Annotated in this window: 16 protein-coding genes; 7 read left to right on the top strand and 9 right to left on the bottom strand. The window is 60.0% G+C overall.

The window, feature by feature from the left end; genetic code table 11:
* Positions 1-46 precede the first annotated feature (46 nt).
* The 4 genes from U2H20_RS11280 to U2H20_RS11265 are packed head-to-tail and all read left to right on the top strand — an operon-like array spanning position 47 to position 3,510.
* Positions 47-1,123, top strand: coding sequence for an O-antigen ligase family protein (locus tag U2H20_RS11280; RefSeq protein WP_430592375.1), 1,077 nt, complete (start codon positions 47-49; stop codon positions 1,121-1,123).
* On the top strand, positions 1,093-1,323 hold the full coding sequence (locus U2H20_RS11275) for a hypothetical protein (RefSeq protein ID WP_430592374.1): 231 nt from the start codon (positions 1,093-1,095) through the stop codon (positions 1,321-1,323). The genes U2H20_RS11280 and U2H20_RS11275 overlap by 31 nt, the downstream gene beginning before the upstream one ends.
* A complete protein-coding gene (locus tag U2H20_RS11270; RefSeq protein WP_430592373.1) occupies positions 1,320-2,612 on the top strand; it encodes an O-antigen ligase family protein in 1,293 nt (430 codons plus the stop codon). The genes U2H20_RS11275 and U2H20_RS11270 overlap by 4 nt, the downstream gene beginning before the upstream one ends.
* Before the next feature lie 49 nt (positions 2,613-2,661).
* Positions 2,662-3,510, top strand: a complete 849-nt coding sequence (locus U2H20_RS11265; protein ID WP_430592372.1) for an NAD-dependent epimerase/dehydratase family protein — start codon at positions 2,662-2,664, stop codon at positions 3,508-3,510.
* Positions 3,511-3,590: 80 nt separating this feature from the next.
* Here U2H20_RS11265 and U2H20_RS11260 read toward each other — a convergent pair whose 3' ends face one another.
* The 6 genes from U2H20_RS11260 to U2H20_RS11235 form a co-directional block, all read right to left on the bottom strand.
* A complete protein-coding gene (locus U2H20_RS11260; protein ID WP_430592371.1) occupies positions 3,591-6,392 on the bottom strand; it encodes a hypothetical protein in 2,802 nt (933 codons plus the stop codon).
* A gap of 26 nt (positions 6,393-6,418) precedes the next feature.
* Positions 6,419-7,432: a glycosyltransferase family 2 protein gene (locus U2H20_RS11255; RefSeq protein ID WP_430592370.1), complete on the bottom strand. Its 1,014-nt coding sequence runs from the start codon at positions 7,430-7,432 to the stop codon at positions 6,419-6,421.
* Between the two features lie 2 nt (positions 7,433-7,434).
* The gene (locus U2H20_RS11250; RefSeq protein ID WP_430592369.1) at positions 7,435-8,637 is read right to left on the bottom strand and encodes an ABC transporter ATP-binding protein; all 1,203 of its coding nucleotides are present in this window, start codon (positions 8,635-8,637) and stop codon (positions 7,435-7,437) included.
* Positions 8,637-9,503 carry an ABC transporter permease gene (locus U2H20_RS11245; RefSeq protein ID WP_430592368.1) on the bottom strand — a complete coding sequence of 289 codons (867 nt, stop codon included), beginning with the start codon at positions 9,501-9,503 and terminating at the stop codon, positions 8,637-8,639. The genes U2H20_RS11250 and U2H20_RS11245 overlap by 1 nt, the downstream gene beginning before the upstream one ends.
* A gap of 63 nt (positions 9,504-9,566) precedes the next feature.
* Positions 9,567-12,743 carry a glycosyltransferase gene (locus U2H20_RS11240; RefSeq protein ID WP_430592367.1) on the bottom strand — a complete coding sequence of 1,059 codons (3,177 nt, stop codon included), beginning with the start codon at positions 12,741-12,743 and terminating at the stop codon, positions 9,567-9,569.
* A 123-nt stretch (positions 12,744-12,866) separates the two neighbouring features.
* The gene (locus U2H20_RS11235; protein WP_430592366.1) at positions 12,867-14,705 is read right to left on the bottom strand and encodes a rhamnan synthesis F family protein; all 1,839 of its coding nucleotides are present in this window, start codon (positions 14,703-14,705) and stop codon (positions 12,867-12,869) included.
* 161 nt (positions 14,706-14,866) lie between these two features.
* On the opposite strand from U2H20_RS11235, the gene U2H20_RS11230 reads away from it, so the two are divergent.
* Both U2H20_RS11230 and U2H20_RS11225 read left to right on the top strand, forming a co-directional pair.
* Positions 14,867-15,772, top strand: a complete 906-nt coding sequence (locus U2H20_RS11230) for a glycosyltransferase (protein WP_430592365.1) — start codon at positions 14,867-14,869, stop codon at positions 15,770-15,772.
* A gap of 78 nt (positions 15,773-15,850) precedes the next feature.
* A complete protein-coding gene (locus tag U2H20_RS11225; protein ID WP_430592364.1) occupies positions 15,851-18,439 on the top strand; it encodes a glycosyltransferase in 2,589 nt (862 codons plus the stop codon).
* Here U2H20_RS11225 and U2H20_RS11220 read toward each other — a convergent pair.
* The 3 genes from U2H20_RS11220 to rfbA all read right to left on the bottom strand — a co-directional run bounded on the left by U2H20_RS11220 (position 18,426) and on the right by rfbA (position 21,393).
* Positions 18,426-19,547, bottom strand: a complete 1,122-nt coding sequence (locus tag U2H20_RS11220) for a glycosyltransferase (RefSeq protein ID WP_430592363.1) — start codon at positions 19,545-19,547, stop codon at positions 18,426-18,428. The two genes, U2H20_RS11225 and U2H20_RS11220, sit on opposite strands and share 14 nt — an antisense overlap.
* A 91-nt stretch (positions 19,548-19,638) precedes the next feature.
* Positions 19,639-20,523, bottom strand: a complete 885-nt coding sequence (locus U2H20_RS11215; protein WP_430592362.1) for a hypothetical protein — start codon at positions 20,521-20,523, stop codon at positions 19,639-19,641.
* Positions 20,524-20,526: 3 nt separating this feature from the next.
* Positions 20,527-21,393: a glucose-1-phosphate thymidylyltransferase RfbA gene (gene rfbA, locus U2H20_RS11210; RefSeq protein WP_430593638.1), complete on the bottom strand. Its 867-nt coding sequence runs from the start codon at positions 21,391-21,393 to the stop codon at positions 20,527-20,529.
* Between the two features lie 163 nt (positions 21,394-21,556).
* Between rfbA and U2H20_RS11205 the strand changes: the two genes are divergently transcribed.
* Positions 21,557-22,699: a glycosyltransferase family 2 protein gene (locus U2H20_RS11205; protein WP_430592361.1), complete on the top strand. Its 1,143-nt coding sequence runs from the start codon at positions 21,557-21,559 to the stop codon at positions 22,697-22,699.

Genomic DNA, 22,699 nt, shown 5'->3' with positions numbered 1-22,699 from the left:
CTTTTGAAAGTCTCGAATGCTGCGAGAAGCGTGGCACGATGGACGAATGAATCGATCGCAGCGACATGCAACGCTCGCGACGCTCATCGTCTTCACGCTCGCAAGTGGCGACTTCTTCCGGTACCTCCTGAGCTGGTACGGCTGGGGCGCGATTGTTGCTTCGCTGCTGGTCTGGGCGATCGTTGAACTTCGGAGCCTGCGCTTCTCGATTCGTCGCCTCCCGTGGTCGCTCACCCTGTTTCTCGGCTTCGCGCTCGCAACCGCCGTGTGGTCACTGCACCCCCCGACCACGCTCCTCGGCGTATTCCTCCAGCTCGCGAGCGCAGTCGGTGGGATTTTTCTTGCGCTCATCAGATTCGATACGTTCCGTCGCGCGCTGCTGTGGGGCACGCAGCTCGTGGTGCTCGCGTCGTTCGTGTTCGAAGCGTTCGTTTCTCTTGTGCTTCGCCGACCGATCTACCCACTCTGGGTGCACTATGACAGCAGCGATCACCCTGCTGCGTTCTACTGGTCGAGAGATCTCCTCCTCGACGGCGGCCGGATTCAGGGCATCACCGGAAACTCGAATCTTCTTGCAATGACCGCACTGCTTGCGCTGATCGTTGCGGTCGCCTCGACACGACGCATTCGATCACGAGCGCTTGCGGCGGTCACGATCATCGCTCCGATCGTGGCGCTTGCACTCACTCGCAGCGCCACAGTCCTTGTTGCCACGATCGCCGTAGCATGCGTCGCGCTCTTCATCGCCCTGTGGCGGAGGATGCCGCTCCGACATTTCCAAATCACGACTGCCGTTTCCAGTCTCATCGCACTCGCACTGTTAAGCGTTGCAGTTCTCGCACGCGAGCAACTCCTCGCATTCATCGGGAAAGACTCCGACTTCACCGGACGCTTCGGAATCTGGGAATCCGTGATCGGCCAGGCAATGGAGAGCCCGGTGATCGGCAACGGATTTTCGGGTACTGGCCGCCGTGGGTCCCACCGTTCGATCACCTCGCGATCCACGGTGGCGTCGTTCATCTCATGGCGCACAACGTTTGGCTCGATGTGTTCATGCAACTCGGTGCGATCGGAGTGCTGCTCTGGATCTGCGTGCAGTTCAGCGCGTTCAAGTCGGCCGTAGCCACGCTGCGGGCTCAACCCTTCGCGTCCACGCACGCGCTGGCCCTCCTGATCGTGGTTGCGCTCTTCGTGCAGGGCCTCACTGAGAGCCGTCCGCTGATCGAGCTCGGATTCGTGCTCCTCGTCGCGGTGATCGTGCGGGGCCGTGAACGAGCGACCGCGTCTCCCTCTTCGGCACCGTCCCGAGCGGTGACATCATGAATCCGAACCGAGTGAGTCTCGAATACTTCCTGAGTCATGCGAAGACACACCATGCCCTGACTACGGCTTCGATGCTGGTCGCTCTCCTTGCGCCCCTGACCGTGCGCCTGATCGGCTGGCCGGGTCTCCTCGCCGCGGTATCGGTACTTGTGGCATTGTGCGCCGGGGCGGTGTGGGCGCTGCGCCTGGATCTCGAGGTTCGGCACCTCCCCCTCACCCTTTGCGCATTCGCTGCGTTCGCAATCGTTTCGCCGCTCTGGAGCCGCTATCTTCCCGAGTCGATCGGGAGTGCACTGTACTTCTTGGGTTTCGTCGTCCTCGCCGCATACATCGCGCTTGCTCGCGATCTCATCCAGATCCTGCGAAGCTTCGCGACCGCGTGCAGAATCGTGATCCTTGGCTCATACGCGGTCGAGGTTCTCGTCGGGATCATCTTCGACACGACATTCGCAACGCTACGTGTGCATGGCAACCTTGCCGGTGGTGGCCCCATCCAAGGTCTCTTCGGAGAGAACACAACACTCGGGGCCTTCGCCGTGCTCGCCCTCGTAACCTTTGTTATCGAGCTTCGCGCGCGTGCGACCTCGCGTTGGGTCGCCTGGGGATCGATCGTGCTCGCTGTCGGCCTCATTGTCCTGTCGGGCAGCGCGATCGCACGCGCGAGTGCCGTCGGCGCAGTCGTCATCCTCGGAGTTCTCGCGCTCATCGCGTCGAGGCCACCGAGCGAACGCCGTGGCGTTCAAGGAATTCTCGTGGTCGCGGTCGCGCTCGGCGGGCTTCTTGTCTGGATTTCCCGTTGGAACGTTGTCGAGTTCTTCGGCGCCGAGAGCGAGGCGAACTTCCGCCTCGCAGTCTGGCGCAAAATCATGCCCCTCGTGCAGTTCAATGCCCAGATCGGTCGCGGGTTTCTCGGCCGTTGGGACATGGAGACGCCACCCTATTCGCTCATCGGTCCCGTCAACGCGCGGCAAGTCCTCGATTCGTCGAGCACGTATATCGATGTGCTCTTCCAACTCGGGCTGATCGGGCTCATCCTTTTCTTGCTCATGCTGTTCGCGGGCCTCATCCGTGCGTGGCTGCTCGCCGCTCGTCGAAAGAGCGTCTTGCATCAGTGGCCGGCCGTCATTTTGACGGTACTCGCTTCACAGGGTCTCGTCATGAGCAATCTGCTGTGGGAATTCGGTTTGCTGCTCCTGGTGATTTGCGTCGTGAAGGTCTCACACGAAATCACCTGGCGGAAAGTCCTCGCGCCAATTCCAGAACGCTTCGACCCCACGCTCGGCAAATAAGGGGTTTCGATAGGATGAAGCGCTTCCATGCTGCAATTGAGGGGAATGTATGACCCACGCGCAACGCGTACTCGTGACAGGCGCTGCCGGCTACATCGGTCGACACGTTGTGACCGCTCTTCTCGAACAGGGCGCTGAGGTCACTGCAACCACTCGCCCGGGTTCTCGGAGAACGATCGACCCTCGCGCGACAGTCGTCACCCTTGATCTCCTGCATCCAGACACGAACCTGCAACCGCTGCTCGACGAAAAGTTCGATGTCGTCGTCCACCTTGCATGGGAAGCCGGGTTCGCGCACAATTCTCGTCTGCATATGCTTCGACTCTCCGACCACTTCCGTGTGCTCTCGGCGTTCGCGGATTCGGGTGTTACTCGACTCGCGGTGCTCGGCACGATGCACGAAATTGGTCGTCATGAAGGCATCATCACGGCCGATACCAAGTGCGACCCGCTCTCGCTCTACGGCATCGCGAAGGACGCGCTGCGACGTTCCGTGTTCACCGAACTCGAACAGCACGCGACAATTCAGTGGCTCCGTGCCTTCTACATCTACGGTGACGACAGGAACAACCAGTCGGTGTTCACCAAATTGCTCGAGGCGGCCGACGCCGGCAAGACCTCGTTCCCGTTCACCTCAGGCAAGGCGAAGTTCGACTTCATTCACGTCGCCGAACTTGGTCGACAGATTGCAACCGTTGCACTCCAAGACGAGGTCCGCGGCATCATCAACGTGTGCTCCGGGACCGCGACGGCCCTCGGGGAGAAGATCGAGGAATTCATTCACGACAATGCCCTCGACATCAGTCTCGACTATGGCAAGTTCCCAGACCGGCCCTACGACTCGAAGATCGTCTACGGCGACAACTCCGAAATCTCGGCGTTAATGGCTGCACAGTAGCGAACGCGCCTCCCAGTCAGGCCACCGCGAACGACGAAGTGCGCCGAGCAGATTGCTCGGCGCACTTCGTGTGAGCGCAGCTATCGACTGATCGCTGAACCGACGGGGAATGCGGCGATGACCGTGTCGTCGACAACCCGCCAGCCGTTGGAGTGCCCCCCGAGGCGCGTGAGTGCGGCCTGGTTCTGGATCTGATGACGCTTGCCATTATCGAGCAACCACATCACGCCATTGTTGCCCTGAACGATCTCGGTCATCCGCTGTCCGGAGACAGGGATCTTCGCGCAGAGCGATGAGCTCAACTGATTGACAGCGATGCCCTTGTAATCACCCACGAACTGCTGCGGCACCGCTTGTCGTGCACCGTTCACGCCGACGAAGAGAACGGTTCCGCATCGAATGATCGATGAGGAGAGCGTTCCGACCTTCGTCGTAGCGTTCACCCCGGCCTGTTGCAGCCGTACCGGCGAGGTCCCGAGTCCAAGCGACTTCGAAATCTGATACGTGCGCAGTTCCATGACATTCGGACCGTTTTGCACATACACTGGGCCGCCGTTTTGCGACTGAATGAGCGTCCCGTCGGGGAAGGTCGGTCGAACCCACGTGCCCTCAGGGATGAGCCGCAGAATATGGTTCGGCACGCCGATTCGGTTGGCGTTGTTCCCACCGACTGAGGCGAGCGTGGCACCCGAGTTGATGTAGCGGAGTTTGCCGTCCTGAATCATGTAGGTGCCGCCCGACTTCCCGCTCACGAACTGTGTCGCGCGATTGACGAACTTCTTGAGCACAGCGCAGGTCGGATCCTGCAGTTTCAAGACGGGCATGCCCAGGTGATTCCTCGCGGTGAGCGAGGACCACGGATGGAGGCCTGCTCCACTGGCAAAGTACGATGTCGATCCGCACTGTATGTTCAGCGTGTCGAGCCGGACCGAGGTGGACGAGAATCCAGCAAGCACCCCGACAGGGACTTGCCTCACCGTGGTCGGGAGCCCGAGCGCCTCGACATTCGCCCACTGCGGAACCCGCAATGCTCGGCCGCCATCGATCATGTACACGGTGGTCTGGTCGGGAACGCGAATCAAGGTGCCAGAGGGGAACTCCGTGCGTTGTGGCACGTCTGCAAGCGAACGAGGGGGAACGTTCCAGACACGCGCGGGCACTCCGGTGCGAATTACTCGCTGGTACTCGGCTTGGTTCGGCATCACACGCATCGTGTTACCGCTGACGAGATAGATGCCGTCAGTGCCCTGCTCCCTCACGAAGTGCGAGGCCCTCGCCTCGCCTGCACGAGGCATGGAACTCGCAATACCTGCCGACCACTGCGCGAATCGGCTGGTGCCGCCATAGTGCGGCGGATGCACGCGAAGCATACCCGCGTCGCTCACGACGAATCCGACTGCGCCGTCGAGCACACGGTCAGGAAGGTTGCCGACGTGACGCAATTGGTTCATCGAGGCGGTCGTGAATACGGGCGCGTTGTACAGGAAGCCGAGTTGCTTCTGCGCGGAACTCGCCCGCCACAACCCATTCGAGGCTGATACGTATGCGATTGATCGATCGCTGTTTCGTACGGCATACCCCGGAGGAACCACCGGGACACCGACAGGAAGTCCGTTGAGCGCCGTCGAGCTCAAGCGAGTGGACTGGTTTCCGAATCCAAAGGAGTTCGCCACGGACACATTGACGAGCTGGCGCTTCTTTGCACCCTCGATGCCCCACGCGCTTCCGTCTGGAAGTGTTACGGTGCGGTGCAAGACGCCTCCGTCACGAAGGCGCTGTTCAAGCGCGGCTCCAATTCTTGGGAACGAGCCGCAGCCGAATCCCCAGGCCTGCAGGTCACCGCACGATCTGATGTGGTAGCCGGTACTTCCATCAACGAAGTACATCTTCCCGCTGGCTCCGACGATGATACGACCGAGTTCCATTCCGGTGGCCAGACCATTCAATCGGGCAGCAGTGACTTGCTGCACGATGCCGAGCCCCTGGTATTCAGAGAGCATCGCTCGGTTCGGGACGAGGTACTTCGTCCCCTCCGACACGAGGTAGACGCGGGCGTCGCCCGAAGCTTGCCAGAATGCGACGTGCGCGGACTGGCGCGGGTCGCCGAACCAGTCCGTAAAGATTCTCCAGAAGTTCCGGTTGCCATAGCTCGAGCAGGTGTTTCCTGAACCGTAGAGGTTATCGAGCGCTGCGGTGTTCGGCTGGTATGGCGTGTAGTTGTACAGTCCCGCGGTCGCTTGGTTCTGGATGAACACGGAGGAGGAGCCGCATGCGGCGTTCGGGTGGTACAACACCTGATTGCTCTTGCCTGCAACGTGGCGATAGTTGTTCGGGCGCGCCTGGTACAGGTTGAACTGCCGTGCGGCGTAATAGACCTGGTACGAGAACCCGTTGAACGAGGGATCGCAGGGCGCAGTGTCTGGGCACGCGAATCCCGTTGCCTTATCGAATTGTCGCTGCACCGGAGATGCTGAGGAAACGAGCGACTGCTCTTTCTCGAGCAGCACCAACAACACCCGCTGGCTCACACCACACGCGGACCCAACACGGGCAATAATGCTCGCCGCAGTTTCGTTGGCTTGACCGGGAATTGCACGGCAATACGCTGTCGCAGGCATCGTCGGGGTGTTTTGACGGTACGTGCTCAAGCAGGCGTAGTTCGAGCGGCAGCTCGGAACTCGCTGGGTCAGGAACGACTGAATCTGCGACGCCGACATCGCGGCACCGTCATAGAAGTTCTGGTCGCTGATGATATTGCCGGGGTCGAAGTCGCTTGCGACCGCCGCCTCAGCAGGTTTTTCGTAGGTGCTGGAGAGAACGGTCAATCCGGCAATCATGAGAGCCGAGATAACAAGCATGCCGAGAATGCGAACGCGTGGCATTGGGAACCAATCGGTTGGGTGTCCCTTTAAGAATATGAAGAATTCACGTTGTCCCCCGACGACGCACCGAACGTTCTCATTTCGAAAAGATCACGGGCGATATCGATATGACCCCGTGTGTACGAGCGATATCGCCCATCGCGGGAGAGCCGGATGACCGGAACAAGCCGCGCGAAGCGGCGGCGAGGAAGGGCCGCCCTCGCACTCATATGCTCTGCCTTTTGCTGCAGTTTGCGGCGGGCGATCTCGGGGAAAAGCTCGCATTCGCGCAGTGCCGCAGCAAGACTCCTCCCGCGTCGCGCGATTCGATCAATTCGAGCTGGATCAGCACCGAGGAGCTTGGTGATCTTCACTCGAAGGCCCGGTTTGCTTACTCCGATCTGATTCGTCTCGTGCTGGCGATAGTCGATAAGCGGGAGCGGAAGAAAGCGAAGCCCGCCTCTACTCGCCGCAATGAGTGCAAGCCATTCATCGTGCACCCAAGCGTCCGGAACTGTCTGCACCGATTCAGCGAGCGTGCGCCGGAGGAGCACTGTCGCACCAGTAACCAGGTTTCGCCGAAGCAGGATCTCGAGTGCGTCACCGCGCTCGAGCCCCGCGCGCTCCCCCGCGTTCATTTCAAGGGACTCCGCAAGGGAATGTCGAAGCGGTCGTCCTGAACCGTCGACAAGGCGAGCATCGCTGTGCACGAGGAGAACATTCGGATCCTCGAACAACGGCAGCATTTGCTCGATCTTTCGTTCGTGCCAGACATCGTCCTGGTCGGAGAGCGCAACAACCTCCCCCGAGCAGGCGTGGATCGCATCGAGAAAATTGGCAGATGTTCCGAGCGCAGGTTTGTGGGCTCTGACGACAATCGGGATCTTGCTCGTTGAACGCAGCCGCTCAAGAATCGCGAGTGTCTCGTCGCTCGAATTATCGTCGCCGACGACGATTTCAAAGACCGGGACGGTCTGCGCGAGGATCGACCGGATCTGCTCTTCGAGCCATTGCGCGCCGTTGTAGGTGCACAGCGCAACCGAAACCCGAGGCTGCTGCATGATTAAGCGAGTGGCGAGGGCCCAGAGAAGGTCGAACCCATGGCGACGAGGCCTTCGATCGCTCGAGGCTCACCCATGTGCACCGCAAAGCGCATCGAACCCTTCAAGCTGTCGAGCGGAACACTGTTCGAACCACTCCAGGCCTCAGCGTTCACTGCATATTCGCCCGGGCTCAGCACCATACGATCGATTTCAACGTCGACGTATGAGGAACCGGCCGGAATGTTTTCCGGAACCCATTCAGCCTGTTTTCCAGACACGGCCCACAGCGTCTGACCCTCAATGGTGGTGATGCTGGCTTTAAAATTCGGGCGAGCGATGGGCTCGTGCGCGGTGTAGTGCAGGCGCAGCCCGGGACTCTCACCGGTGCGGATGTGACCGGCCGGCTCGCGGCGAACGTTCAAGAGCTCGATACGGTCGAAGGTCAATTCACCAGTGCCATGCCGCTGGCCGCCGCCGGCCACTGCGTCTGTCGGATGTCCGGAATCCTTGTAGCGGTCGATGATCGCACTCGCCGGACCAACTTCTTGCAAGACGCCTTGATCGAGCCACGCCGCGTCGTCGCACATCTGACGCATGCTCGGGATGCTGTGCGAGACGATCACGACGGTGCGGCCGCTCGCCTTGAACTCGGCGAACTTCGCTCGGCACTTTTCCTGGAAGTCCATGTCGCCGACGGCAAGAACCTCGTCAACGAGCAGGATGTCGGGCTCGGTGTGAATGGAGACCGAGAAACCGAGACGAACGTACATTCCACTGGAGTAGTTCTTCACGGGCTGATCGATGAAGCGCTCGACGCCGGAGAATTCGACGATCGATTCGAGTTTGCGGTCGATCTGCTGCTTCGACATTCCGAGGATCGAGCCGTTGAGGTAGATGTTCTCGCGCCCAGAAAGCTCCGGGTGGAATCCCGAACCCACCTCGAGCATCGCAGCAATACTGCCGCGCGTGGTGATCGTGCCAGCGTTCGGGGTCAGGATTCCGGCGATGCACTTCAGCAGGGTCGATTTCCCCGAACCGTTTCGGCCCATGAGCCCGAAGGTGCGGCCCTCAGGGATCTCGAAGGACACGTCGTCGAGGGCTTTGAATTCTTCGTATTCTGCGCGCCGGCGTTTCAACACGGTCGCCTTCAGCGACTGATTGCGGTCGTGATAGATCCGGAACTGCTTCGAGATGTTCTCGACGGTAACTGCTGGGCTCGACATTAGAGTTCCTCCACCAGGTTCTTTGAGTATCGGCGGAACACCAGGATTCCGATGCCGAGCATGACGAAAGCCCAAGCCGCAATGAACAGCCAGTTCTCGAGCGGGGGCACGGTGAAGTCGTACAAGATGTTTCGAACCGACTCGAGCATTCGTTCCGTCGGGTTGAGACGGAAGAGGAACAACAGTGGGAAGCGCTCATCGAAGATGCGGAATCCGTCATCGAAGATGCGCTGTTCTGCGCCCGCGACGTAGCTCAGCGGGAACATCACACCGGTGGCGTACATCCACATTTGCGTCAAGATGCCCCAGAGGTGCTCGACATCACGGAAGTAGACGATTGCGACCGAGAGCACCAGCGCGAGACCCACGGTGAAGACGACGACCAGAAGAATCAGAGGGATCATGAGCGGGGCGTAGAGCAATACTCGTGGTCCGCCGACGAACGCCATGAGAATGGTGATCACGCCGATCTCGATGACGTAGGTGAATGCATTCGACAGGATCTTGGAGAGCACAAGCACCCACCGGGGGAAGTACACCTTCTTCAGAAGACCCGCGCTTCCGATCAGCATTCGCATGCCGCCGTTCACAGAACTGGAGATGAACCCCCAGGTGACCACTCCGATACCGATCCAGAGCGGGAAGAAGTGCACACCTGAGTTCGTGCCCGGTTGTGCCTGGATCTGGAACAACAGTCCGAAGACGAGCGAGAAGACAGCGATCTGCGCAACCGGGTTGATGAGCGACCACAACCGACCGAGGGTCGTGCGCTTGTACTCCGAACGAATTTCGCGAAGCGTGAGATTGACAAGGAGGTTGAAAGTAACCCCACGAGCCTGACTGCGCTTTCGAGCTACTTGTGTCATTGTTCCTCGCCTGCAAGTAATGAGCCCGCGTTGCCGCAGGCGCCGCCCAAGACTAACACCGCTCTACTCGACCCAGGCGGAGTCGTTCCGCGGGGCAGAATCTGACGATGCGAGACTCGGAATTCGACCCGCTTCGAGAGAGTCATACGCCGACTGGATGAGTGTCGTCGCGCGCGCGTCGAAGGAGTGCTCTTGTCCGATACGTTGCGCGATCTCGATGAGCCGGTGTCGCGGGACCTTGTTCCCACCCCGGACGATCTCGGCGATTTCCTCTGGTGAGTTCGCGAACCGCACCGCCTCGCCAAAGATCTCGCGCATTCCTTCGACTTCGTCAGAGACGATCGTCGTCCCACTGGCAACGACATCGAACACGCGATTCGAGATGAACCCTTCGTTCGCCATATCGGTCCAGTGGTCGTTGAGCAGGTAGTCACTCGATCGATAGATATTCGCGACCTCGTCTGGCCCGAGCCAGGTTGCACGAACGAGCTCGGGGTGGATGAACTCCTGCCATCCGCTGCCATAGATCGATACCGGCACGTCGGCTGCGAGGGCGTCCATCAACATCTTGCGGGCGATTCCCCGCGTGTTGCCGACGAAGCTGACCCGGGGATTTCGAGGTGCTTCGCGATCCAGCATCGGATTGAACCGATTCGGGTCGGTTGCTTGCAGGAGCGGGAGGACCTCTCGACCGCTCCGGTTCGTCGCTCCTCGACTCCAAGGAATACTCGCGGCGAAGACCGTATCGAAGGTCTTCAGTTCGGTTTCGCTGACCATCTCGGGATGGCTGATCACCCAGAGAATGTTGAGCGCGCTCGGGTTCGGTGCGGTCAGCGCGACTCCTCGAAGGACAATCGCAACGTCTTCGAGACTCTCGGTCGGCCCCGAGTGGTAGTCCCGTCGATCGACGACAACATGCTGCCCTTGCGCCCGCATTGATCGAGCGAGGTCATCGGCGAACACTGTGTCGCCCCACTCATCGCCCTCGGCACCAGCAGGTGCCGCGATCTTGATCGAGAACCGGAGTTGCGGTCTTCCCGCCCAAGGACCGTGCTCGACTCGAGGGTGGATTCGCTTCGTGATCGGAGCGACATCGCGCAGCACCGCGGTCACAAAAGTTCGCCCATTTCGGAATGCGGTGATCTCTGAATCCGCGGCAGCGTACTTCTCGCTGGCATCGGACGGGATGTTGCCTCGCCACCGGTCGAAGAACGTCCTGCGGTTCTCATCGCTCGCTTTGAAGCGGCCCGGCGTCTTGCTCTCAAAGTGGACGACGGTTGCTTCGTGCACGACCTTGAACTTGCCCTCAGAGCGAGCCCCGAGTCGAAGGCAGAGATCAATGTCTTCGAAGCCGTTCGTGTAGATCGGGTCGAATCCTTCAACGGCAGCGATATCTGCAGCGCGAAGTGCCATGCACGCGGCTGTGATGGCAAAAAAGTCGCTCTGATCGGCCGCGTCTGCATCGACAGGGTCGTGGCCGGCGAGGAAATGCCACGGCGCGACCCGGCTTCCGTTGAAGACGGTTCCTGCAGCCTGAATGCGACCGTCGTCGTAGACCAGTCGTGGCTGGGCTCCGAGCACCGATGGGTCGCGCAGCGCATTGACGAGCGGCGTGAGCCAGCCAGGCTGCACAGCCGTGTCGTTGTTGAGGAAGATGACGCGGTCTTTTGTGGTCTTCGAGAATCCGATGTTGCAGCCGAGGGCGAAGTGCGTGTTCGCCTGCATGGGAACAAACTTCAGATTCGCGACCCCGAGCACGCACTGCTGCAGGATCGCTTGGGTCAAGGGCGAGGAACCGTTATCGACGATGACGATCTCGAGCGGATAGTGGTTCGAACTTGCAACGATCGATCTCACCGCCGCGGCAGTCATCTCCCAATCGAGATACACCGGTATCACGATCGAGACTGCGTCGTCCGTACGTGAATCGAGTGACGCTCGCTGGTCGTCCCAGCGGATGAGGTCCTTGGTCAGCGCTCTCCGACGCCAACCCGCAGGCTCGCGAACCGCGAGCGTGCGTGGCCCTGCGAAGTGTGCGGTCGTCGCCGCCAGGTACTCGAGACTCGGAACTTCGACCTTCTTCAACAGTCGCAGGAATAGATCGAAGTCGACCGCCGCCTTCATGGACTCATCGAATCCGTCGATTCGTTCGAGTGCCTGCTTCCTGAAGAGGGTGGCGCTGAGCGAGGGCGAAAGTTCCGTGTGCCGAAGCGACTCGCGGTCGCCAGTGATGAACTGATAGCGAGTGTCGAAAGGATGCAGCACCCGGACCGCGGAGCGAACTGCTGGGGCATCGTTTCGGAGCAGGAAATTGGTGAGCACGAGCAGCGCGTCCGGTTCGAGGACGTGGTCGACGTCCAAGAAGAGGACAAACTCGCCTGCAGCAGCGTGCAGCGCCTGGTTTCGCGCCGATGCGACTCCGTTCCCGTCATTGACGAAACTCTGCACTCGAGGATCGAGCGTCGCAGCGTGCGCGATCGCTTCGTCACTCCCGTCGACCGAGGCATCGTCAACGAGCAGCAGCTCCCAGTTTTCCCACCGTTGATCACGCACGGACTGGATCGCCGACGGCAACGCATCCCGACCGTCGCGAATCGCGATTACCACTGAGACCAGTGGTTCTCCACCTCTTGGCGCGTTTCGGAGCGTCTGCGTTGCATCTCGCGAAGCATCTTCGTTCCATTCGAAGAGCTCAGGAACGTCGTGGGGTTGATTCCGGATCTGCTGCTTCCGGGCGAGGTCGATCGCTGCTCGCCGCATCCGTCCGAAGTGCAAGGTTCCTGATGCGAGCGGGTGAGACGGGAGCTCAGTGTTGTTCTCGGCGAAACGGACGAACAGTTCGAGCGCGGCTCGAGTGTTGCCGGGTGCAGGGATACCGAGGATCTCGCACTCTCTCGAGTAACGGACCGCATCGAACACCGGGGAGGTAGATGCAAGCGGCTCGATACCGAAGAACATCGAGAGGAATCTGTCGGATTCCGGAGCCCCGGTTTGCGCCCGGTACCAATCTTCATTGAAGAGCGTCGTAATCGAACGAAGTTCGAACCGCCCGATCTCCAGATAGTGATGCAGCGCTGCCTCGTCAGATTCGAACGTCTGACCAACCTGGGCTTCGTAGAACTCTCGATCAAGGAGCCCGGACGCAAGCAGTTGCGAGGTGCGACTCTGCAAAATTCGTGCGTCGAGCGCATGCTGCACTGCTGCGGATTTGCCCGCGACTGCCAGCACAGACTTCTTCACCACTCGTTTCACCGAAGATTCACCATTCATTCTTGTCGTGAGTCCGTCACCGGGATCGTTCGATACGCATCATCAGTGTACGTCGTTCGAGGCGGAGCCCCAGGATCTCGGCGCGCTCATCCCTCAGGATCGTCGGATCTTCCGGAACACCCAGCGCGCTGAAACGTAGGCGGGTTTCAAGGTCTTCGCGGCGACCGGCGAACGGTTTGCAGCATGCTTCATGCGAGTGAGCATGTTGCCAAGAATCGGACCGGAACGCATGAGCTCTATCTGCTCGCGAGTTGAGCCGGGGATGCGTTCCGTGATTGCTTGCAACTTGTACTCGAGCAGGGTGTGCGAAATCGCTGCATTCCGACTCGTCAGTACCGTGCGAGCGTGGAACCCGTCCGCGAGCGCCGCGTACGCGAAGAGTCGCTCGACGACGTGCGCGAGACTGCCGTCTGAATAGCCGCCTTCGTCGGGAAAGTCGTCCCAGGTGAATTCTGCGTTCACCAACGCCGCGAGCGCCTCCGGGCGAGCGATGAACATCGACCCGAACGCGGCCAGCGGGCTCGCTTCGTCGAATGGAATCGTGATGCCCAGTTTCTTTGCGAGCTCTTTTGCTGGTTCCTCATTTGCGAACCAGGCGCGACCCATGGTCGGGAACCCGATATGAATCGTGGGCGGGAAGACGATTCCGAGACTTGGGTGCTGCGCAAACAGACGAACGAGGTTCGACGTGTATCCCTTGCTTCCGAGGAGGTTCTCGAACAGGTGCTCCTTGAAGTGCCGGCCTGCGTTGAACCCGTCTTGGGGGCTCTTTTTCGAATGCAGCTTCACGACCAGGTCGTACGAGCCGCTCGTCAGCACGTCGTTGCAGGCGAGCAGGAATGCAGTGATGTCCCGACCACGATTTGACTCGACGATTCGGACGTCTGCATCGTGCCGGCCGAGTCGGGCCAGTGATTCCGTCAGCTGCGCGCGCTTGTGTTCATCGGTCGTGGTGACGACCAAATCGAACGGGACAGGGAGCGTGTTCGCATGATCGAGGATCTCTTCGATCATCTCGGGATAGAACGCGTGCACGAGGACGCAGATCTTCATTTGGTCGAGTGGCTCGCCGCCGAGGTCGACGTCCGGCATGATCTCGAGCAGCGAGGCATTGGTCGAGAGAATGCGCGGCTTCGAGGATCGCGCGATGTCGTTCCAGAAGTATTCCTCCGGGAACGAGCTCTGCTCGATGCGCTCTCGAACCCGTCGACCGATGATTGCTCGATCATCGAGGTAGATCGGATCATGGAAGAAGAATCGTCGCTTCACAATCGGGCAGCCGTCGTCGATCAGGACGTCGGCGAGTTCAAAGACGGGGTGATCGACCGGATAATTCGCCTCTGGGAACGCGGTCCATGAGCGATAGCCCCGCTCCTCAAAGTGGTTCGTCAGTCTCGCTTCGTGGAATTGCACCGAGTCGGCATACGACTCGATCGGCGGCATTTCAGCCCAGTACTGTGCCCAGTCGTTCGACCGGACGAGCGACTGCCGAGCAGCGATCCAGTGCGATTGGATGTGTCGGTGCATAACGCCGGTGTGCGTGTAGGGGTTCGGGCGGATCTCCGCGTGGTCGGTGACGCCCCAGAAGTCGACGTCGCGGGCTTCCGCCTGCGTGAACAGCTCGTCGTACGATTCGAGTGGACCGTAAAACGTGTAGTTCATCAGCACGACTTCATCGAACGATCGCAGTGCCTCGAGGCCGAACTGCTCCATCGCTTCTTTGTAGCCCCAGACGTCGAAGCCCCGGTTCTCCCGTTCCCACACCGTGTCGGCGACTGCTGCAAGGCGCTCGTGCGACTGCGCGGTGAGCGCCGAATTGGAGACGACGAAGATGTGCTCGGCATGCGCACGGAGTTTCTGGAGGTTGTGCAGAACGTAGTCGCCGACATGACCGTCAGGATCGAATACAAGGTAGAAAACAATTCGACGCATGGTGTGACTTTCTGCAGTGTGGGTCGCCGCGACGTCTGCATTCGAAGCGGAAAGATCTCGTGGCCACACTACTGGAACTCCCCACGACGCTCCCTTCGAGGATCGCTTGCCGGGAATCGTCTACTAATCTTGAACCGGACCGGGCAAGGGAAGGCGAGTGCATGCTGCAACCACGTATCGCCGTACTCATGGCCACCCATAACGGTGAGCGGTTTCTGCAGGAGCAACTCGATTCAATTCGCGCGCAGCAGCAGGTCTCGGTCACCCTCATTGTCTCCGATGACGATTCCAAAGACTCGACGCTCGAGATCATCGAACGATTCAGCGCGGATTTTCCTGTGCAGGTGCTGCCTTCGCAGCGGTTCGGTTCGGCGCAAGCCAACTTCTACCGGCTGATTCGTGATGCACCGCTTGAAGGCTTCGATGCGATCGCCTTCGCGGATCAAGACGACATTTGGTCGATCGATCGACTTGCAAAAACCGTGGCAGCGCTTGAACACGCAGATGCCGTCTCGAGCAACGTGACCGCGGTGTTCAGCACTCGCCGAGTCCTGGTTGAAAAGAACCAACCGCAACGCCGATTCGACTTCGTTTGTGAAAGCGCAGGCCCGGGCAGTACCTATCTGTTGACTCGAGAGGCGTTCGAGTTCGTGCAACAGGTGGTCCGCGGCGATCAGCGCGTCAACGATACGGCGGCGCACGACTGGACCGTCTACGCAATCTGTCGGGCGGCAGGGCTTCGCTGGGTCATCCTCCCCGACTCGCTCGTCGAGTATCGCCAGCATGACCGCAACGCGACTGGCGCGAATCTCGGCCCACGACAAGCGATCGCACGAGCACGAGCGCTCCGAAACGGGTGGCATCGAATGCAGTCACTGCGCGTGGCGAGGATCGCGCTCGACGTTGCGACGAAGGAACTGCAACCGGAACTGCGAGGCCTCGTGCAACTCTTCGAGCAGACGACGCCGAGCGCCCGACTACAGCTCGCCGCCCGGGTGCCGCAACTTCGCCGTCGACGCCGCGACCAGCTGGCGCTCAGAACAGCGATCTTGAGTGGAAACTGGTAGCTCGAACCGAGACTGAGATTCCGCTCCGAGAATCGGCATGCGCATCAGATCGCGCAGACCGCTCCCTATGATGGATCTGTGTCTTCCGCTCCCCCACTCCCTGTAGAAGCTCTCGGCAGTGTCGATGCTGCCTTCTGGCGACCTCCTGTAGTCGAGGGCACCGCAGCGAGGCAAAACTTCGGCGATGAACTCGGACCGCTCGTCGTTCGCGCTCTGCTCGCTGCACGTGGGATCGAACCCGAAACCTCAAACGGTCCCCGAAGACGCCTCCTCTCGGTTGGATCGATCGTTCACTTTGCACAGAACGATGACGTGATCTGGGGTACGGGAATCAACGGAAAAGTTCGACGCCCGAAGTTGCCGTTCGATCTCGATATCAGGGCTGTTCGAGGTCCGTTCACTGCGAGCGCACTGCGCTCTCGTGGTTTCGAGGTCCCCGACATCTTCGGCGATCCGGCGCTCTTGATTCCGAGCCTTTTTCCTGAGACCCGTACTTGGTCCCTGGAAAAGACTCGGAAGATTGCGGTCGTTCCGAACCTCAACGACCTCGAACGCTACATCGACCACCCGGATCTGATCTCGCCGCTCGCGCCGGTGTGGGAGGTCATCCGCGCGATTGCACAGAGCGAACGAGTGATCGCCTCGTCGCTCCACGGCATCGTGCTGGCCGAGGCGCTCGGCGTACCGGTCGTCCCGCTCGAATCGAGTGCAGAGGTTTCGTTCAAGTACGACGACTACATGCGCGGCACCGGCCGAAACTCGTTCCGATTTGCGAACACGTTGGATGAGGCCTTCAAGGCCTCCCCGCTTCCGCCTCTGGACTGGAACCCGCAACCGCTGCTCGACGCGTTCCCTCGTGACCTTTGGGAACCGGCGAGCGACTCTGCGGGTAATGAAACGCACCCGTCGTCGTCGCACCAGCGTGCACAGGAGTCTGCGCGAACTCCGCGCGTCAGCATCATCGTCCCTGCTCACAATGTGGAGCCATGGATCGACGAGTGTTTGAGTTCGCTTTCCACGCAGACAGAGCGCTCCATCGAAATCATCGTCGTCGACGATCACTCGAAGGACGGCACTCGAGACCGAATCCTCGCCGCTGTCGCCCGGGACCCGCGCATTCGTTTGATCGACGCTGAAGAGCGCGGCGGAGCGAACGCGAGAAACCTGGGCATGAGTCATGCTCGCGGCGAGTATTTCGCCTTCGCCGACGGCGACGACCTCGTGCCGAGAGAAGCGATCGCAGCTCTGCTGCACAGTGCCGAACATTCCGGGTCAGAACTCGTCCTCGGCAAGTTCGTCAAGTTCTATACCTCTTCGATCTGGCGCCCTACCCAGAATTGGGAAGCGTTCAACTCGCCGAAGACTGCGGTCTCGCTCGGAGATCATCCGAGCCTGATTCGTGGACGAGCCTGTTGGAACAAGCTCTACCACCGGTCCCTCGTCGAGCGTGCGCAGATCAAATTCCCGGAGGTGCCTCGGTCGAACGACATCGTTCCTGTGGTCACCGCCTTGACCAACGCTCGCGCGATCGATGTCATCGAACAGGTCGTCTACCTCTATCGGGATCGTCCCGGGCCCAATTCAATGACTTCGCAGGCGGTCGGTCTGAAGAGCGTGCACAGCTATCTCACTCAGGAACTCGAGTGCCGGACCTTGGTCGACGCATACGGCAGTCGGGCGCTCAGCGAGGAGTTCTCGAGAATGTTCGTGCATTCGGATGGTCTCGTCCATTTCCGAAACGCACTCGAGAAGACTGCAACCGCCCCCTCGAGCAAGGACGATGCACAATACGCGTCCGCCATTGCCGATCTCTTGTTCGAATTCCTTTCCTCGTGCAGCGAAGCAACATTTGAAGGACTCAAGCCACGTCCGGCAGCGGTGTATCTCGCGCTCCTGGACTCCTGGAAGAGCGCTCAGGCGATCCCTGCCGATTGGAAGTCGCTCAACGCACGCGAAATCGATCAGTTGGTCAAACTGGTCGAAAGCGGACGGCAACGACTCGGTGCACTCCACCCGCTCGTGCAGATCGTCGCGGCACATGTCTTCCAGCACGTCATGACACTGCCAGCAAACGACAACTTCGACGCGGCGCTGTGCGCTCTTGCGCCCTCGATCACGCCGGAATTCGTTCCAGGACTGAAAGCCGGGAGCCTCGACGAACTCACGCCGACGGAGATCGCCACGTTCCGAGCACGAGCCCTCTTCGACACGACACCCGTGACCGTCAGTGGGATGCAATTCGGATCCGAAGGCGCATCGATCACGGCACGGCTGAGCGAGAAACTCGCGGGTGTGGAGTTCGAGGCCCTCGCCTCACACCGTGAATCGGGCGATGACACGGTGCTCGGAACTGCTCCCGTTGCGACAGACGGAGTGATCACCTTGGCGCTCGACGCTCAGTTGGACGCCTTCGGCGCGTGGGATCTTTTGCTCAGGCTCCGCGCTGCACCTGGCCGAGAAGGGCTCGATCAACGAAAGATCCTTCGCTGGTCTCCACTCGGCTCGGTCGAGATCGAACAGGGTTCCCACGTCTCACTCGTCATTCCAGAGCCAGTTCCCGGCGAAGGACTCGTCTTCTTGAACCCGCATCCGGAGGTCCCGACGGTGGCGCCCCGTCCCTTGCTGACCAGGATTCGAACGAAGGTACGGAACTCTATCCGGCGTTGATTCGCGACTGCTCCGTGGTTCGCAGGATCTCATCGACGAACCGTTCGGAGAGACGATAGGGCGAACGCTCGACCGCATACCGGCGCGCGGCGAAGCGGGATTCAGGGTCGCGCTTCTCGTCAGATTGCAGGTTGCTCGCAATCGACTCCGCCTGCCGTTTGCGGTCGAAGAAGCGAACCCAGCTCTCCGCGGCATACTGCTGCACCAAGTGCGGCTCATCGGGGATCAAGACGGGCAGGCCATAGGTTGCAGCCAACTGAATACTCCCCGAGTTCAGAATTCGCTGAAATGGGAACACTCCGAGGTCGGCCGCGGTGAGCCACCGCCCGAGGTCCTGCTCTGGGACATACGAGTGGTAACGGATCGCCCGAACATGCGCGGGCAGGATGTCATCGATGATCGCAAGATCGTTCGGCGGTGTCTTTCCGGCGAGCATCAACACGATCGAACGCTCAGGGTCGTCGGCCGCGATCCTAACGGCCTCGATGAGTTCGAGGATTCCTTTATAGGGCTTCACATGCCCGAGGAAGAGCACCGCCAGGTCGTCGGGTGCGAGACCGAAGAATTCTCGCGTCTCATTGCGATCTGGAACGCCGCTGTACACGCCGTCGTAACTGGGGTGATCGAGTTGCATGATCTTGTGTTCAGGCAGTTCGTAGAACTCAGCGCACAATCGTGCAGTTCCTGCAGACATGACGTGAATGACGTCAGCTCGATCGGCGAGAAACTCGTGAAGCTGAATTTCCTCGGGAATGAACTTGCCGTCGTGGGGCAGCACGTTGTGCACGGTCCAGACGATGGTGAGTCCGCGCTCACGCGCGTCGTCGATGAGCTCTTGGAAATGGGCGAGGTTGTCGCGTGCCACGCCCTGACGCGGGGCCGCCTGGACAATCGGGCTCGTCCAGTTCATGTGCAGAATGGTCGAATCGAGTTGCCCTTCCAACTGCGATTCAAGCTCCTTGATCGTCTTGATCGGAGTGAAATGGTAGCCAGCGCTGTGCGCTGCAAGGTAGGTGAGATTAATAAAGGGGTTGTCTTGCCATGCCGGAAAAACAACGACTCGTTTGACTTCCGGCTCCCCAGTGATTGCGTGTGCCTCAGCAGACATTCGGATTTCGTCTCACATTCATTCGGAGTATTCTTGCTCACCCGGTGCGAGCGTTTCCGAGTTCATCCCGGAGATGCCGCCCACTCCTAGGCTAATGCCTGGATTTCTTTGTGAATCGGGGTAAGCGCTTGCGGAGTGCGAAGCGGAGAATCCCGCGAGTCTCTTGCGGCAGCACACGACCAATTCCTGCCGTACCGTCGTCTCGAACCTCGATGTCCTCACCGGCGACCAGACGATCGACGAGTTCCCAGAACTCGGCCTTTCTCGCCACGAACCCCAGATACTGTGCTCGATCATCTTCGACGAAGGAGTGGGGCGCGTCGATTCGCGAGAGTTTCCACCCACGCGCGGTTGCCCAGCGTGACATCCAGACGTCTTCGATCGCCCCGTACGCAGGCACGAGTCGCGCGAAGAATTGCGGATTCTCAACGATCGACGGGTCGACAATTGCGCCACCCGTGCCGACGTAGTCTGCAGGCTCGCCCGGCTTGATCGAGAGACGGTCCCAATAGTGAGAACGAACCTTCCAGGCCCAAACCCCTTGGATTGTCTCCGTGGAACCGGCGGCGACCAGGGTTGAGACAAAGCCCGCGCCGAGTTTCATGTCGTCGTCGATAAGAATCGCAGACCGCCGATACCCCTGTTCGAAGAGTTTCCGAAGCACCACGAATCTGGCGATCCCGCCTAGGTTCTCGCGAGAGCGAATCAGGACCGGCTCCACCCGCGAGCGCGGGAAGCGACGCCGAAATGACCGTATTTGCTTCTGAAGGCCGTAGTGCGCCATGAAGTGGTTATTCCATACGAACAGCCGGATCTTCGGAGCCCCCTGTTGCGCCTCAAGATCGGCGAGGATCGCTCGAAGACGCTCCGGCCGCCGCCAGGAACACATGATGACCGGGACTGTGTCGTCCGGAATTTTCGCATCTGCTCCGAGCGAGCGCCGAAGCGCTTGATTGAGCGCCTCTCGCCAGTTCACGAGCTACGACTTGTCGAGCAGGTTCATGAGGTACCGGCCGTACCCGCTCTTCACGAGCGGCTGAGCCAACGTTGCGAGCTGCTCGTCATTGATCCAGCCAGCGCGCCACGCGATCTCCTCGACGCAACCGATTTTGAAGCCCTGTCGGTCCTCGATGACTCGCACGTACTCACTCGCCTGCATCATCGACTCGAATGTGCCGGTGTCGAGCCATGCGACGCCGCGGTCGAGGACCTGCACCTGGAGCTTGCCTGCGTCGAGGTAGCGTTCGTTCACCGTGGAAATTTCAAGTTCACCGCGAGCGCTCGGCTCGATGGACTTTGCGATCTCGATGACATCGTTGTCGTAGAAGTAGAGCCCGGGAACCGCGTAATTACTCTTGGGTTCGGTCGGCTTCTCTTCGATCGACTGCGCCACGAAGTTCTCGTCAAACTCCACGACTCCATATGCTCGCGGATTTGCCACGTGGTAGGCAAAGATGAGCCCGCCATCGATGTCACCGTGCTGACGAAGGCTCGAACCGAGTCCGACGCCGTGGAAGATGTTGTCACCGAGCACGAGCGCAACCGACTCGTCCCCAATGAACTCTTCGCCGATGATGAACGCCTGAGCGAGACCGTCGGGGCTCGGCTGAACCGCGTACTCGATACGCATGCCGAGGTCGCTGCCATCGCCGAGCAGCGCCTTGAACTGTTCGTTGTACTCGGGCGTCGTGATGATCAGTACTTCGCGGACGTCCGCCATCATGAGCGTCGACAGTGGGTAATAGACCATTGGCTTGTCGTAGATCGGCATCAGTTGCTTTGAAATGCCCTTCGTGATGGGCCACAACCGTGTGCCGGATCCTCCGGCCAAAATAATCCCTCGCACAATGCACCTTTCTGTCGTCATGCCGCGTTGCGGACATGCCGTCAACGCCATAACGATAGCAACGGGGAGCGTGACTTGGCCCGTACCCGCGGGTGCCCGGAGAAACCGACTGCGCTAAAGTTCGAGGACAGCAATTTCCAAACAGAACTTGGATTCCCCACACATGCTTGTAATGACCCTCATGGTCCGCGACGAAGCAGACGTCATCGGCGCAATGCTGGAACACCACATTCGACAGGGCGTGGATCAGTTCATCATCACTGACAACGGCTCGGTCGATGGGACCCGCGAAATCATCGAATCGTTCAAGGACCAAGCGTCGATCGACCTTCGTGACGATCTCGAACACAAGAAGATGCAGGGACCCCGTGTCTCCGCCATGGCGCACGACGCGTACGAGCAGTACGGCGCAACGTGGGTGATCAACGCAGACGCAGATGAGTTCTGGCTGGCAGCAAATGCAAAGGACCGGACACTCAAAGAAGTGTTCTCCGAGATCTCGCCGACCGTCGCGAAGTTCATCGTGCCTGTCATCGACATGATCGGTGCACCCGCGCAGGCCGGTTCGGGAATGCAACGTCTGAACTATCGCGACGAACGACCCGACAGCGAACTCCAGAAGCTCGGCCTTCACGCACACTCGACGCCCAACTCGGTGCACATCGGAAGCCCGAACCCGATCGTTTCGCAGGGCAACCACTTCGTCAACATCGAACAGCGCGCTCCGCTTCCTGAAGAACTCCAGGTCGAAGCGCTTCATTTTCAGTGGCGTTCATACGAGCAGGTTTCGCGAAAGTACTTCAACGCCGGAAAGGCGTATCGAGAATCGCCGACGCTTCGCCCGAGCCCGAACCACCATGGAATGCGCGAGTTCCGTCGTCTCGAAACAGGCACTCTCGAAGAGAGCTATGTCGCGCGCCACCTCACCCCCGAGGTGACCGTCGAACTCGAAGCGCGCGGCGAGATCACGCGCGATGACCGAATCGCCTCCACGGTGCCCTCACCGGTTGCAGATGTGCTCTACTCCGATGAAACGTTGCAGACCCTCTTCCATGCAGGACGAGTGGCCGCGATCATCGAACAAGAACTCTTCGCAACCCGGAAAGAGCTTCGTGAAGCGCAGGCTGAAGCGCACGACCTCCAACGTCGCCTGCAACGGATGGCCTCGTCGCACTTCACAGCGGGCGGAGATGGATGGCAAGCCGAGCGTGCAGAGCTGCTCTCGATCCTCGAGCAATACCGAGGACGTCGCATCGTTCGCGCCGCTGACTCGTTTTCGACCATGATCCGAAACCGAAAGCCCTAA

It is taken from the genome of Humidisolicoccus flavus, assembly GCF_045689595.1.
GTDB lineage: Bacteria > Actinomycetota > Actinomycetes > Actinomycetales > Microbacteriaceae > Humidisolicoccus > Humidisolicoccus flavus.
The sequence above is the reverse complement of the archived record's forward strand: the minus strand, read 5'-3'. Positions and strand labels throughout refer to the sequence as shown.

What these genes read in the sequence shown, in the direction of transcription:
- U2H20_RS11280 (WP_430592375.1), top strand. Translation starts at nt 47, where the DNA reads ATGAATCGATCGCAGCGACATGCAACGCTCGCGACGCTCATCGTCTTC.
- U2H20_RS11270 (WP_430592373.1), top strand. Translation starts at nt 1,320, where the DNA reads ATGAATCCGAACCGAGTGAGTCTCGAATACTTCCTGAGTCATGCGAAG.
- U2H20_RS11265 (WP_430592372.1), top strand. Translation starts at nt 2,662, where the DNA reads ATGACCCACGCGCAACGCGTACTCGTGACAGGCGCTGCCGGCTACATC.
- U2H20_RS11260 (WP_430592371.1), bottom strand. Translation starts at nt 6,392, where the DNA reads ATGCCACGCGTTCGCATTCTCGGCATGCTTGTTATCTCGGCTCTCATG.
- U2H20_RS11255 (WP_430592370.1), bottom strand. Translation starts at nt 7,432, where the DNA reads ATGCAGCAGCCTCGGGTTTCGGTTGCGCTGTGCACCTACAACGGCGCG.
- U2H20_RS11250 (WP_430592369.1), bottom strand. Translation starts at nt 8,637, where the DNA reads ATGTCGAGCCCAGCAGTTACCGTCGAGAACATCTCGAAGCAGTTCCGG.
- U2H20_RS11245 (WP_430592368.1), bottom strand. Translation starts at nt 9,503, where the DNA reads ATGACACAAGTAGCTCGAAAGCGCAGTCAGGCTCGTGGGGTTACTTTC.
- U2H20_RS11235 (WP_430592366.1), bottom strand. Translation starts at nt 14,705, where the DNA reads ATGCGTCGAATTGTTTTCTACCTTGTATTCGATCCTGACGGTCATGTC.
- U2H20_RS11230 (WP_430592365.1), top strand. Translation starts at nt 14,867, where the DNA reads ATGCTGCAACCACGTATCGCCGTACTCATGGCCACCCATAACGGTGAG.
- U2H20_RS11220 (WP_430592363.1), bottom strand. Translation starts at nt 19,547, where the DNA reads ATGTCTGCTGAGGCACACGCAATCACTGGGGAGCCGGAAGTCAAACGA.
- U2H20_RS11205 (WP_430592361.1), top strand. Translation starts at nt 21,557, where the DNA reads ATGCTTGTAATGACCCTCATGGTCCGCGACGAAGCAGACGTCATCGGC.